The organism is Bacteroides caecicola, from assembly GCF_023337095.1.
Lineage (GTDB): Bacteria > Bacteroidota > Bacteroidia > Bacteroidales > Bacteroidaceae > Phocaeicola > Phocaeicola gallinarum.
Map to the genome: position 1 here is coordinate 301,243 of NZ_JAMBLM010000001.1, position 14,641 is coordinate 315,883.

The 14,641-nt window shown below is 45.5% G+C and carries 10 protein-coding genes and 1 tRNA gene; all 11 read right to left on the bottom strand.

Annotation, left to right across the window (positions count from 1 at the left end):
- Positions 1–102: 102 nt before the first annotated feature.
- The 11 genes from M3085_RS01190 to mreD all read right to left on the bottom strand — a co-directional run bounded on the left by M3085_RS01190 (position 103) and on the right by mreD (position 14,641).
- A tRNA-Lys gene (locus tag M3085_RS01190) sits at positions 103–175 on the bottom strand.
- A gap of 349 nt (positions 176–524) precedes the next feature.
- A complete protein-coding gene (locus M3085_RS01195; RefSeq protein ID WP_178257562.1) occupies positions 525–1,652 on the bottom strand; it encodes an AI-2E family transporter in 1,128 nt (375 codons plus the stop codon).
- A 157-nt stretch (positions 1,653–1,809) separates the two neighbouring features.
- A complete protein-coding gene (locus tag M3085_RS01200; RefSeq protein ID WP_178257563.1) occupies positions 1,810–2,046 on the bottom strand; it encodes a hypothetical protein in 237 nt (78 codons plus the stop codon).
- A gap of 159 nt (positions 2,047–2,205) precedes the next feature.
- Complete coding sequence (locus M3085_RS01205; RefSeq protein ID WP_204500611.1) at positions 2,206–3,243, bottom strand: BACON domain-containing protein; 1,038 nt, start codon at positions 3,241–3,243, stop codon at positions 2,206–2,208.
- A 26-nt stretch (positions 3,244–3,269) separates the two neighbouring features.
- The gene (locus M3085_RS01210; RefSeq protein WP_249052117.1) at positions 3,270–4,529 is read right to left on the bottom strand and encodes a DUF4302 domain-containing protein; all 1,260 of its coding nucleotides are present in this window, start codon (positions 4,527–4,529) and stop codon (positions 3,270–3,272) included.
- A gap of 42 nt (positions 4,530–4,571) precedes the next feature.
- The gene (locus M3085_RS01215; protein ID WP_178257566.1) at positions 4,572–5,447 is read right to left on the bottom strand and encodes a putative zinc-binding metallopeptidase; all 876 of its coding nucleotides are present in this window, start codon (positions 5,445–5,447) and stop codon (positions 4,572–4,574) included.
- Between the two features lie 27 nt (positions 5,448–5,474).
- Positions 5,475–7,010, bottom strand: a complete 1,536-nt coding sequence (locus M3085_RS01220) for a RagB/SusD family nutrient uptake outer membrane protein (RefSeq protein ID WP_249052118.1) — start codon at positions 7,008–7,010, stop codon at positions 5,475–5,477.
- Between the two features lie 16 nt (positions 7,011–7,026).
- On the bottom strand, positions 7,027–10,365 hold the full coding sequence (locus tag M3085_RS01225; protein ID WP_204500622.1) for a SusC/RagA family TonB-linked outer membrane protein: 3,339 nt from the start codon (positions 10,363–10,365) through the stop codon (positions 7,027–7,029).
- Between the two features lie 487 nt (positions 10,366–10,852).
- Positions 10,853–12,313 carry a rod shape-determining protein RodA gene (gene rodA, locus M3085_RS01230; protein WP_410553992.1) on the bottom strand — a complete coding sequence of 487 codons (1,461 nt, stop codon included), beginning with the start codon at positions 12,311–12,313 and terminating at the stop codon, positions 10,853–10,855.
- Positions 12,294–14,144 carry a penicillin-binding protein 2 gene (mrdA, locus tag M3085_RS01235; RefSeq protein WP_178257569.1) on the bottom strand — a complete coding sequence of 617 codons (1,851 nt, stop codon included), beginning with the start codon at positions 14,142–14,144 and terminating at the stop codon, positions 12,294–12,296. The genes rodA and mrdA overlap by 20 nt, the downstream gene beginning before the upstream one ends.
- The gene (gene mreD, locus M3085_RS01240; RefSeq protein ID WP_178257570.1) at positions 14,144–14,641 is read right to left on the bottom strand and encodes a rod shape-determining protein MreD; all 498 of its coding nucleotides are present in this window, start codon (positions 14,639–14,641) and stop codon (positions 14,144–14,146) included. Before mreD ends, mrdA begins: the two co-directional genes overlap by 1 nt.

Sequence of the window (14,641 nt, forward strand, 5' to 3'; positions counted from 1 at the left end):
TCATGCAAACTTAATAAAAATCGTTGTAACAACCGAAACAAGGGAATATAAAAAAAACAGAAGCTGTCTCATGTTTATGTTTGAGATAGCTTCTGTCTTTCGTGATCCAGCTGGGGCTCGAACCCAGGACCCCAACATTAAAAGTGTTGTGCTCTACCTGCTGAGCTACTGAATCAATCCGTATTGCAGTCATTTCCTGATTGCGGGTGCAAAGGTATGACTTCTTTTTGAAATATCCAAATGTTTTGATGAATATTTTTCTATCCTGTCGGATTGTGTTCCAGACTGGGGTAGGGTATAACAAATTTCTATTCGGCGGATTCTAATATCCGCCAAATAGAAATTGAAATAGGTTTAATTTGTAATTAGCTTATTTAAAGTGTTTTACGCTTTCCTTCGGAGCTTGAAAAATTCTACCGTTAGCGTTGGTCAATTCTATGGGTAGAATGGGTGAACGCAACCGCATGGGATAGACAACGCTTCCCATAGCGATTTTTGGGGGGATTTTGCCGGCAGAAAAAGCATCACTGTTCGTTGTCGGGAGCACCGGAGTCTTCCTGCGAGGACAGGAAGTTCAGGTTTCCTTTCTTGATGAACCGCTGGTAGTAGGATAGCAGCAGGGTGGTGCAGGGGAGGGCGATAATCATACCCAACATGCCCATAAGCGAGCCCCATACCGAAAGCGAAAGCAGGATGATGGCGGGGTTGAGGCCGGTTATCTTTCCCATGATTTTCGGTACGAGGAAGCCGTCTTGGATGAGTTGGACAACGGCGAATACCAGCAACGCCATACCTAAAATCCACCAGAAGTTTTCGCCCGTGTCGGCAGCTTTCAGCAGGGCGAGCAGGATGGTGGGCACGAAGCCGATGATTTGGAGGTAGGGAACCATGTTGAGCAGTCCGATAAACAGACCTAACCCGATGGCAAGCGGGAAGTCGATTATCAGGAAACCGATACTGAACAGGATGCCTACACAGAAAGCTACCATGGCTTGTCCGCGGAAGTATTGGTTCATGCTCACTTTGATGTCGGTGGTGATGCGTATGGCAGGAGTGCGGTATTTCATGGGAAGCAGGTTTATCCATCCGTTGGCTATCTGCTCGTAGTCGAGCAGGATGAAGAACAGATATAGCAGCATGATGAATACCGTTATGATGGTGATGATGATGTTATAGGATGTAGACAGCAGGTTCCACATTTGAGGAACTAATTTGCGGAACAGGTTGACAAGATTATCCATGTTCAGCGTTTCTTTCAGCCACGCATAATCAATGTTTTCATGCAGGAATTGGGTTATCGTATGGGGAATGGACGAACCTGCACCGCCCTCTGTGAAGTAAATGTCGAGCAGGTGTTTCAGCTTTACGCATTCTTCTATCATCGGCGGAACCAGCAGGTAAAAAGCGCCTGTTACTACCACCAGCAGACTTATCATAACGGCGAAAATAGCTATGACGCGGCTGCGTATGTGCAACTTTTCTTGGTAGAAAATAACGATAGGATAGATGAGGTAGGCAATGACCCACGCTATGAAGAAAGGTAACAATACGCCGCTGAGTCTGTTTAACAGCCACAGGATGGCGATGACAACGGCTCCGCTCAGCGTTCCGCGAACAAAACTGTCGAATGTGATTTTCTTTTGAATGAACATTGTGTCTTTAATTTGTTTTAACAACTCTCGCAAATATACGATTTGTATGGGTAAATCACAGCGTTTGGGTAATCTTTTTATACGTAAATCCCTGTGTTTGTAATGCGGTGGCGATTATAAACACAGGGATTTGCAGTGAGGCTTATGCGTGCAGGCATCAGCGTTTGTTTTCGTGTTTCTTTTTCAGTGTCCAAATCCACAGACTGAAAAACAGGTTTGCGATGCTCAGCACGAAGATGATTCCGAACACGATGTGTACGTTCGGGTTCGGGCAGAAACAGATAGCGGCAACACATGCCAGCATAGTGAGCAGGGTAAGGGCGTAGTTCCACGGCGAATCATAGTGGTTGATTCTGAAAAGCGTATCAAGCCTTTTGTATTCTTTGTTTTCCATACGCTATGTGTTTAAAAGGTTCTGTTTCTTGTTAACGGACTTACACGGAGGGCTGCTTGTAGAGTGTTTTTCATTGCTTGCCCGTCGCGTGTAAGTCCGAGTTTGGTTCATGTCCCTGTCACAGGGGATGCCTTTAAGAGAGATTTATTTATATGATGCTTATTGGCTTATCCATACCATGTTGATAAGGGCATATATACCAGAGCCGGTTGGGGTTCCGCCGCTCGTAATACTGTAATAGTAACCTTCAACGATAGCGCCACTCCAAGTGCCGTTATCAGCAAATCGTAAGATGGTTTGGCTACCGTCTTCGCTGAAACTGATGGGAGCTGCATATTCTACATCTGTACTCCATGTTAATTGTCCGTGGGTATTGTCGTATGCACAAAGTACGATATTTTCTGCCGGATTATCAGGATACGGGCCTAATACCTGACCGAAGTTTACAACAACATCCGTACCTCTTACGGTAATATAGTAAGGAGCATCGTAAGCCGATCCGGTAGGCGTTACTTTGTAACGGTTGGCAGTTTCGGTTGCTTCTATCAAGCAAGTGCCATACGCTGTAGCCCCGCCGTTGATATAGCAATTCCACGTTCCGGTAATGTCTCTATTCATTTGTGTTATGGTATAGTTCATGGTGTGTATCCCTGTTACTAACTTGACATTACATGAGCGGTATTTCATGTTTTCAGGTAATTGTTCTGCACGTATGGTCAGTGTACCATTTTCTAATGTATAAGTAACCCATGATTCATCAAAACCAGTGAGTTCGATATCCCAGTTCGAAATTAGTCGGTAAGAAACTTCTCCGCCTTCAATATCAAACGTAATATTGCTTTGTGTCATGGTGGTGTCTAAAATATCGCCTTCCTGATAAATAGGTATTTGGGTTTCGTCTGCACCGTTGGTAAGTGTTACTACGGTTGAACGGCTTTCCATTCGCGGATTGACGCTGACCGTGACATTTACAGTGTTTCCGTTTACTGCCACCGTACACCACTCGGCACCCGAAGTAGCCGTAACCGGCAGAGCCGAATCAAATTCAATAGTACCTGTACCTCCGTTGACGTCGAAGTTAAGGTCGGAGCTTACTACTTGCAGTGTTTGTTCCGTAACATCATCGTTATCGTCCGAGCATCCGATAAATGCCACGCACATTGTCAATAGCATTAATAGCGAATATAGCTTTTTCATAATTGTTCGATTTATAGTTTATAGTTTTATTGTTTGTGGAACTCGATGTTGATGTATCGAGTATCTCCGCCAAAGCCTCTGTATTCACCATCAGGCCCCCATAAAATGACAGCACGTCCGGTGTAAGAACCCCATGTACCGTTGTCTTCGAAGGCATAATAACTTTCTTGTGTTTCTTCATTGGTTTTAGTATTGCCTAATAAGCCTACTCCGGTAGCCCATGTTAAATTACCATCACCTTGTACTTCCCAAATGGCTACGTAGTATTCGGTAGCGTTTATGGTCAGGATTTCGAAACAATCATTGGCTTCATTGTAATACAGTGGTAGCGGGAAAGTCAATCCCTCCACATTATAGCTTCTGTTGATAAAGTTGCCTTCGCTTACCGTGATTTCTACTTCCTTATCTTGGCTACCGTTGTTGTACTTCATGGTATATGTGCCACAGAATTCCAAGTAACGGTCATAGATAGGAGATGTGACAGGAGTCAAGGCTTGTCCGCCTACTGTAAATGTATTTTGTTCAGTAGACCATTCCAATGCATTGATTTCCGTATCGTTTACGCTTATGGGCTCATACAGCCGTACTCCCTTGTCGGTATATACACATGCTATCGACTGACTTTCTTCCTCTCCAATCTGTATGCTTACATGGCGGTCAACGGGAGCAGTAGCAATAATTTGTACCCCGTTTACAGTTCCTTCATAAGTACCGATTTCGGATGGTCTGTTTGCAATGGCTTCGGTCATTTGCGCAACTTTAGTCAGATAAGATTCACTGGATTCTTCCAGCTTGTACATGTGCATGGTGTTTTTGGTTTTCTTACCTTGCAGTACGATTTCATTATCCGTATGGCTCATGATGGAAAACTCATAGTCGCCTTCATAGCCTTTACCCAAACCCGCTCCGGCGGAATTGTCGGGGTCGGCAAAGTAGTGTAAGATGTCATTGTAGGTATCGAAGTTCAGCGTCGGTCCTACATCCGATTTTATTGAATAAAGACTACTTACCGTTTGGGTAGGATCGCCTGTAATTTCAGAAGCAGCCGTAACCTGTTGGTCATCGAACTTCACGGTCATGCAATATCCTCCATAGTTTTGATTACTTTGTGGGTAGTAATCCAATACCCAGCCGTTTTCCGCGCTTAAAAGCAATTCCTTGCAGGTTTGTAATTCTTCATCCAATCGTTCTTCTGCCGACTTGTCGAACAGGTCGTCTACTTCGTTGTTACATGCTTGCAATAGCAGTGCGGCGAAGCATGTCATATAAAATAGGATACGTTTCATAGTTCTTTCATTTTAAAGTAATAGGTCTGTACTGTTGTGTATTTACGGAAGTTCGGTTAAATCCATTTCTTGAACTTCAACGCTTCTGCGGTCAATGGTTTCGCGTAACTTATCCATATCAACTCCGAAGTTTTTCGACATGTAGTTTTTCATGATGTCTATCTTTTCTTGGATAATAGCCCATCCTTCATCGCCGGCTTGAGTTCTACATGTTTCCCATTGTGCATCCGTCCATGTCAGGTAAGTAGCCGTTACTTCGGCTATGTCTTCACCCGGTTCACTGGCGGCGTATGCCGTTACGCATCCGAAAGGTCTTACTTCTGCATCGGTACGGTTATTCCATCCGGAGGGAGAGTAATGCCCTTCACTTAACGTATTATACTCCGTAGGATAATCAATCGTTTGATGGAGGATATGGGCAAACTCGTGATGCATTGTTTTAAAATAATATTCATTCATGGCAGGAACATCATTCGGATTCAGTGAGTTTCCACCTACCAACGTAACTTTCAATCCACCTTCGGCATATCCCAATGTTATCGTTCCATTTGAGTTCCATTGCCAAGAACCCAAAACATGAATCACTTTCGGTGCATACTGGCGGGTGAATTGCACGCCAGCTACTTCATCGTATGCTTCAAACCACAGGTATTTTACTACACGTGCCATTTTTACTGCCAATTCATATTTGATAGGCACCAAGTTATTGCTCAGACTCGATTCGATATCCTCCATACGGTACTTAAAGTCCACGTTGTAGGGATAGAGATAATTCTCGTCCAGCCAATAGTCCAATTCATTTTTTTCGCTTGTAACCTCGTCATCGAAGATACTTTTGCTGTTTAAGTCATCCTCTTGGCATGACGTGAAAGCAGCTCCGCAGAAAAGGATAGCCAATAATAATATATTCTTTTTCATAGCTCTATTTCATTTTTTAGATTCGTTTTATCTGGGGTTCGGTGTCATATTTCCGGGAGCGCTCAATACTTCTTCCGGTATTTGGATTGCTTTGCGGAGGTCATTGGCCTCGAGTGCAATGGGTTCACCGTTATGAATGTTATGAGTAACCGTTAAACCATAGCGTTTAATATCTGGCCAGCGGTGTCCTTCGTGTATGGTTTCCACGCGGCGGGCATGGAGGACGGCGTAAAGCATACAAGTCTGGTCATGGTCGTAGGTTACTCCCGTATTCAGCGGAGTACGGTTTGCCGGGTCGCAACGGTGTGTTTCATCATTATTGCCGGAGGGTTCATCGTAGAACTCGATAATTTCGGCTGCCGTATGCGCCTCAATGCCTTTCTTTTGATACCAATAAGAGAGATCGGTGGCAGCAGCGTCGTATTCTTTTTTCAATATATGCGCTTCTGCACGGCATAACAATGTTTCATCGGTAGTGAATATCGGTAATACGATATGTATGTATCCGGTTTGTGCTACGGGATTAGTTATTTCAAAAAACTCAATAATCTTAGGTACAAAATAAGTTACATAATTTGTTTGGAATACCACTCTGTATACCGGAAGTTGCACGTTTCCCGGAAAGAGAGACCACACTAACGATGCATTCATAAGATCTCTTGTGATGGCATATCTTTGGTTGTAAAGGCGAGGATATGTTGAATAATTTGTTGTCAGTAAGAGATTAGCCGGTTCGTCTTGGCTTACATAACCACGTCCCCATTCTTCTTGGTTCGTAAATTTGTCATATCCATTTAAATCACGCAATACCGAAGTAGGATCTTCACCGATTGCTTGCGTTGCATAATTGATAACCTTATCATAGTCTTTGCCATAGAACAAGTTGAAGCGTGCAGCGAAAGCGTAAGCAGCTTTTTCATTGAAGTGATAGGCCGGTACATCAAAATTGATACCTCCTATCAGTGGCAGGGCGGCTTCGATATCGGCATCTATTTTTTCGTATACTTCCTGCAATGTTCCACGGTCGTAGGTTATTCCTACTGTAGTTTCCGGAGCAGTGATGTAAGGGATGCCTAAGTTTTCAGAAGCGGTAGCTTCATTGTACGCCATACAGAATACGTTAGCCAACGCAAAATGTCCGTAAGCTCTACACAGCAAGGCTTCACCCTTGTAAGGCATACATTCTTCGGGATTTCCCATTTCTTCGATGGCTACTAACGCCTGATTAGCAGCAGCGATGGCAGCGTATGTCTGTCGCCAGATGCCGCTGGGCGAATCTTGGTCGGTTTCAATGATGTCTTCCCAATGATAAGCCTCACTTACTATATTGTATGAATAATTATAACCGTCTCCATTGTCGTCATAGTTGTCTGACATGTATTCAAACAACGGCATGGATGTGTAATTGGGATAGGCAGACACCAAGATGTCGCGCACCTTTTCGGGTGTATCTATTTCAGTACGTTTGTCGGGCATGGTGTCAAGAAAATCGTTACACGATGCCAAGCCGCAAATAGCTGTTGCTGCGGCACAAATATATAGTAGATTCTTTTTTGTTTTCATGGTTCAACTGTTTTGGTTAGAAACTTGCTCTGATGGTGAATGTAAACTGCTTGGGTACCGGTGAAGCCACACCGCCGGCATTGGCAAATTCCGGATCTTGTCCGTTCAGCTTATCGTCTGAATAGATAAGGAACAGGTTGGTTGCCTGTACTTTCAGTGAAAGCGATTTCAACATTTTCTGGTTGCCTAACAGTGATTTCGGGAATTCGTAACCCAATGAGATTTCTTTCATGCGTACGAATCCGCCATCGGCTATGCGTGCGTCTGAGTAGTTATAAGCATTGTAACCGTAATTCAGATTGGCGTACTTGTTATTGTCGCGTACATTGGCGATAACCGGAATGTCGGTAATGTTTTCATCGCCCGGAATCATCCAGCGGTTCTTAAAGTCTTTCGGTGTAGCGTCCAAGTCGTTGTAAGAGCTTGCGAACTGCGGGTCAAGACGTACCTTGTTACCTGCCGAATAAGTGATGAACACGTTCAGGCGGAAATTCTTGTACGTAAAGATGTTTCCGATACTACCGGTGATGGGCGGGTCAATAGGACCTTCGTGTTTCAGGAAGTCAATGTCGCTTAACTGCTGGAAGTTAATTTCTCCATAAGATGTTTTGTCGATAATTTTGTCTCCCCATTGAAACATCGGGTAACCGTCTTTATCCAGTCCGGCAAACGGGATAGAGAAAATGCTTCCCCATTCGTAACCCTCGCGCTGTCCTACACCTGTTACAAGGTCGAACACGTTGGTTTGTGTCTTCAGGTCGGTAATCTTCGTTTTGCTGTAACCGAAAATAATGTCGGTAGTCCATGTAAAGTCTTTCGTCTGGATATTGCGTGTAGAGAGCGAAGCCTCAAAACCGTGCGATTTCATGGCTGCAAGGTTGGCATAACGGCGAATACCGCCACCGCCTACACCTTGTGTAAGTACCGAACCGATAAGGTCGAAGTTATTACGCTTGTAGTACGCCAGCTCCATGTTGATGCGGTTGTTCAGGAAACCGAAGTCGGCGCCGATGTTCCACTCATGTTTCTTTTCATACGTCAGGTCTTCGTTCTGCACCTCCACGATTTGCAGACCTGTTTCCGTTGCGTCGGCATTCGGACGCCACGGCGTATAGCTGTTGATGTTTACAAACGAGTTGGTAACCCATGCCGGACCTGCATCCGCCGTCAAACTGTACGATGTTTTCAGCGTAAAGTGAGAAAGCGCAGGCTGCAAGGCTTCGAAGAACGGTTCTTCGTGCATGTTCCACGCACCACCCACGTTCCATGTAGGAAGCCAGCGAGCCGAACGAGCCTTACCCAAACGGTTAGAGCCTTCGTAACGGAACGTACCGGTGACGCTGTAACGCCCTTTATACGAGTAAGTACCTGTGGCGAAGTAAGCCAGTGTTCTTTCTTTTGTATTGTTCAGCGAGAAATAATCGGTATTGTCTTCCTGCATCTTCTTGAACGCATAGTAGCTGAAGAACGGAATTTCACCTTTATCGTATATCATACCCCAACCGTCGAAACTGTTGTTCGTACGGTCTTGCGAGTTGGCCTCCATACCGCCGTACAGGTTGATGATGTGGTCGCTGTTGATAACTGTGTTATACGAAGCCGAGGCGCGGAAGTCCCAGCTGAACATCCGATAGTTAGTAACATTATAGAAACCTCCTTCAGGCAGTACACTGAATGCCAAAGAGTTTAATACGTCGGGGTCGGTATACAGCCATGAGTTGGCATCGCGCATGGTAGCATCGTCCATCGCGCGGTATGCCATCGCTTGGTTAGACGATTCCATAATCTTATGTTCCTGTTCGGTAGAAGAATACTTGGCAGCACCCAGTACACTGATTTCCAATCCGCGTACGGGTTTCCATTTCAATTCGCCCTGAAATTTCAAATCGACCACGTTCATGTCGATATAGTTAGAGTTCAACTCGTTAAAGATGTTGAAGTCAGCGTAGTTACGTGTATAATATTCATCCGGGTCGAGTGTTCTCGAAGTATTCAAGGCGTATGAATAGGGGTTGATATCGAATCCGCGCGATACTTCACCTGTTACGGCATCGCGGCTCTGTCCGATAGTACCCGGCGCGCGCTGTTTACGGTATGAACCGTTACCGATAACCGTCAGCGAGAGGTCTTTGCTCAGGTTAAACGTACTGTTCAGGTTGGCGGTATAACGCTGTACCTTTGTTCCTTTCATCCATCCCGGGTCGGTCATGGCACTCAGTGATATATAAGTGGTCGCTTTTTCTGTTCCGGTAGAGATACTTACAGAGTGGTTCATCATCAGTGCATTGCTGAACAGCAAATCAAACCAGTCGGTATTGCGGTATTCCGCCTGACGCAAATAATCGTAGCGTGCTTGCGGCGTATTCATCAGTCCGAACTGTCCCGTCGTAGGGTCGTAGGTATTGATAAGGTGATACATCTTACCGTAAACACCGCTGTTGCTTGCACGGTACGTGCTTGACAAGTTCAGCCATCCTTTGCTCTGCAATTCCTTGTAGATACCCATCTGGTCTTGCGAGTTCATGATGTTGAACGTGTTATATGAAGGTTTCAGGCGTGTGGTAAATTCGCCGGTATAACTGATTCGGTTGGTTCCCGCCTTACCTTTTTTAGTGTTGACTACGATGACACCTGCCATTGCGCGCGCACCGTATATAGAAGTAGCCGAACCGTCTTTCAATATCTGGAAACTCTCAATGTCGTCTGAGTTCAATCCCGCGATAGCCGAACTGATCAGGGTAGTGGCATCACCCGAAGAAAGGTTGTTGGCATCCACTTCTATCACGTCGTCCATGATGACACCGTCTACCACCCACAGCGGAGAAGAGTTGCCGTAGATAGATGTCGCACCGCGCACACGGATTTTAGGAGCTGTACCGAAGGTTCCACTGACGTTTTGCACCGATACACCTGCTGCACGTCCTTCGAGGCTTCGGCTGATATCCGCCATACCATCCAGCTTGGTGTCGGCAGCATTCAGCTGGTCGGCAGCACCGGTAAACAAACGCTTGTCTACCTTGTTCATACCCGTAACCACTACTTCGCCCAGCATTTCCGAATCCGGGTTAAGCGTAACTTTCAGCAAACTGCCGGTTATTTTTACGGTTTCGGTAGTGAAACCGATATACGAAATTTGAAGTTCTTTGGCTGAAGCCGGTAAGTCTTTTAGCGTAAACTTTCCGTCAAGGTCGGTTGTGGTGCCGGTTGTAGTGCCTACCACCAATACGGAAGCGCCGATAACGGGTTGATTGTCTTCTCCCGAAAGAACGACTCCACTCACTTCGCGTTTTTGAGCCATTGCTGTTCCTATTCCTACTAAGATACAGGCAAGCAGCATTAGAAGTTTTTGTTTCATAAGAGATTTAGATTAGATTTACAAAAGTTTCATTTTTCATGTATTATTCTTTCTTTGTTAACATTTTGTTATTTTTGCAAATGTATATAATAAAATTTGAAAAAACAATATTTTTAATATGTGATTATAAGTGAAAAAATAAAAAATAATACTTGGCTGCGTTTTTTCTTTAAAAGAAGATATTTTTTTATGCTGATAAACATACCGACGCTATGGGCAGAAATTCAGAGCCGTCTTAGGGCCTGTTGAGATTTCTCGATAAGCAATTATGATTGGCTTCACTTGAAGCAAGTGAATGCTTGAATTTGTAATCAGTTTGTTTTTAGGGTTTTAGCTTTTAGGTGAAAGCGTAAAAAATTCTACCGTTAGAATTGGTCGACACTATGGGTAGAAATGGTCAACGCTACCGCATGAGTTGGGTAACACTAACGGTAGCGTTTTTTGGGGGGATATACAGGTAGAGAAATAGAGAACGGAAAGCGCCGATTTACCACTCACGGGCTGCATCGATACGCAGGAATACGAATAGTAGAATAGTGAATCCCCACAACGATGAACCGCCGTAGCTGAAAAACGGAAGCGGGATACCGATAACCGGGGTAAGTCCCAGCACCATGCCGATGTTAATGAACAGATGGAAAAAGAAAATACTTACCACGCAGTAGCCATATACTCTGCCAAACCGTGTGGTTTGCCGTTCTGCCAGCGCGAGCAGCCTCAGTATCAATGCCATGAACAGTAACAGCACGCCTGCCGAACCGAAAAACCCTTGTTCTTCGCCTACCGTACAGAAAATAAAGTCGGTATCTTGTTCAGGCACGTACTTCAGTTTGGTTTGCGTACCGTTTAAAAAACCCTTTCCGAACAAGCCTCCCGAACCGATGGCTATTTTGCTTTGGTTTACGTTATATCCGGCTCCGGCAGGGTCGTCTTTCATGCCTAACAATACTTCGATACGGATTTTCTGATGAGGCTCAAGCACGTGGTTGAATACATAGTCGGTCGAGAAGAAAAAAACAGCCGAGCCGAATACGAAAGCCGAGATGAAAAGGTAGTTTTTCAGCCGTTCACGCAGGAACAAAATGATCAGGTAAGCGATTAATGCGGCATAGATGCTGATCAACAAAAAAGTAACATTGAAAGGAATGACATAGCAGGAGAACAAGACGCTGAGCAATACCGTTCCCCCACCTATCGAGAATATATACAGGGCGGGACGTTTCCCCGACTCGCGGCAATATAATTGAACCAGCAGGGCGGTGAGCAAAACGATGAGCAGCGAAACACAAAATTCTCCCCACGAGGTGAGCTCATCGGGCAACATGTCTTCACCAAAGCGGATGCCTACGATGAAGAATACCACTGCGCAGATACCGGAAAACAATACCGTACCCGTCATGCCCTCGCGGTAAAGCACCAGAAAAAACGAAAGGTAAACCAACGCCGAGCCGGTTTCGCGCTGCATGACGATGAGCGCCATCGGCAGTAAAATGATACCGAGCGTGATAAGCATGTCGCGCATACGCTGCATGGAGTAGGTGTATTCTCCCATAAATTTCCCCAAAGCCAGTGCCGTGGCGAACTTGGCAAACTCGGCAGGCTGTATGCTTACCGGCCCTAACACAATCCATGAACGGGAGCCTTTGATTTCGTGCGGGTTAAAAATTGTAGCCAAAAGCAGGAACATCATAATCCCGTAAATGGGGTAGGCATACGTGTCGTACAGGCGGGAGTCGAGCATCAGCAATACGAACCCCAATCCCAACGAACAGCCTATCCACATAATCTGTTTTCCGGCACGGGTAGAGATGTCGAAAAAGTTCGGTTCGCCGTAATCGTAACTTGCTCCACATACACTGAGCCACCCCAGCATTATCAGTACCAGATAAATGCCGATAGTCCACCAGTCGAGGCTTTTCCACCATTTGTTACCTTTCATGTATACCATAATCTATCCTTCTGTTTTGTATATCGGTGGCAAGCACTTCGTCTTCGGGCGAGAGTTTGCCTTTCAGGTATTGTTCTATCATTAGTCGTCCGATGGGAACCCCGTAAGTAGCTCCCCATCCTCCGTTTTCCACATAAACGGCTATTGCTATTTTAGGGTTGTTCATCGGGGCGAAACCCAGAAACGCAGAGTGGTCTTTTCCCCGGTTTTGTGCCGTTCCGGTTTTTCCGCACACCTCAATGTCGGGCAAGTTGGCAACCCGGCATGTTCCACCTGTTACGGCAGCACGCATACCTTCCACCACCTCGTTGTAGTGTGTCGCATCCACTTTGGTATAATGTCGTTTCGTGTATGTTTCGTCCAGCGATTCTCCCTCGATGCCTTTTACTACATGCGGCGTGATGTAATATCCCCGGTTGGCAATCGTTGCACCCAGATTTGCTATCTGAAGCGGTGTTGCGGTAACCTCTCCCTGTCCGATGGCGATACTGATGATGGTCAGTCCGTTCCATGACCCCCGATACGCCTTGTCATAATACTGTGCGTTGGGAATCATTCCTCGTTTCTCTCCCGGCAGGTCGATGCCCAACGTATATCCGAAGCCCATCGAAACCATGTAGTCTCGCCACGTATTCATCGCCTTCTGTACGCTGCCGTATTTCTGCCGTGCGCCAATCATGTGATACAGTCCCCAACAGAAATATCCGTTGCAAGAGGTGGCGATGGCAGGGATTAACGACAAGGGCGACGGGTGGCTGTGACATCCCACATGCAGTCCTCTGAAACTGAATCCCCCCACACACGGGAACGGCGTAGAGGGCACGATGATACCTTCTTGCAAGAACGTCAGTGCCTGCGTGGTTTTAAATGTAGAACCGGGCGGGTATGTTCCCATTATGGCACGGTTCAGCAATGGTTTCCACGGGTCGGCAGCCATTTTCAAATGATTTTTCCCTCGGTTTCGTCCAATCATCAAATGCGGGTCGTAAGTAGGCGAAGAAACCAAGCAAAGCACTTCGCCCGTTGAAGGTTCAATGGCAACGATACTTCCGATTTTTCCTTCCAGCAGGCGTTCGCCCAACATCTGAAGGTCGATATCCAAACTGAGTGTCAGGTTCTTTCCGGCAACGGGAGCCTTGTCGAACTTACCGTCCATATAGTTCCCCTGAATGCGCCCGCGTACATCGCGTAACAAGATTTCTACTCCTTTTTCTCCGCGTAGCTGCTTTTCATAAAAACGTTCTACTCCCAGTTTTCCGATAAAGTCGCCGGGAATATAATAGTCATCTTCTTCCATTTCCTTTTTAGAAACCTCGCCAATATCGCCGAGAATATGTGCTCCGGCATGGTAGCCGTACTGCCGTATTGTTCTGCGCTGGATATAAAAGCCGGGGAATTTAAAAAGTTTTTCCTGAAAAACGCCACAGTCTTCGGCAGATAGCTGGGTGAGAAATACCTGATTCGTATACGGCGAGTAACCCGGATTCTGCCTGCGGTCTTTGATATCCTTAAAGCGTTCACGTAAAAATTCGGGCGTAATGTTCAGCGTCTCACAGAGGTCGAGCGTGTCAAGCTCGGTTATTTCTTTCATGATGACCGTAATGTCGTATGCAGCTTGATTGAATACCAGTAATTTGTCATTTCGGTCGTAAATGTTTCCCCGGCTGGGATATTGAATCTTTTTCAGCAGGGCGTTACTGTCGGCATTCTTTTTATAGTCATCGCTCATAATCTGCAAGGCAAGCAGCCTGATGATGAAAATAAATACGATGGCGATAACAGCTCCCCCGATAACGTATTTTCTTTTTTCGAGATTGTAATTGCGCTCCACTATTTTTTCCTCCTGATTGTATCAACACACATGATGCAGAATAATGTCATTGCCGTATCGGTGACGATGGATAGCAGTAAAGGTTTGAGATGGATGAACGAAAAAGCATCCAGAATGTTTACGGTTGTTACATGGATAAATACACCTGTGAAGGTATATCGTAGAAAAGAGTGGACACCCATTGCGGAGATTCCCGGTTCGAAAATGTCGGACATGCCACGTAAGAGCTGATTGCGTAATAAAAGAGGGCGGCAGAACGCGAGCAAAACCGAGGCGGCTGCATTGATGCCGGGCGTATTGCTGAAGATGTCAACACACAATCCGATGGCGAAAGCCCATAACATCAGACTTTTGCGCCCTATATCTGAATTAAATTTCAGGATGAAATAAATATAGAATAAGGGGGTAGCATATTGATTGATATGCACATAGTTGAGCACCAGCACCTGAAGAAGTACCAGCAAGATAAACCAACGAATACGCTGAAAGTTCTGCAT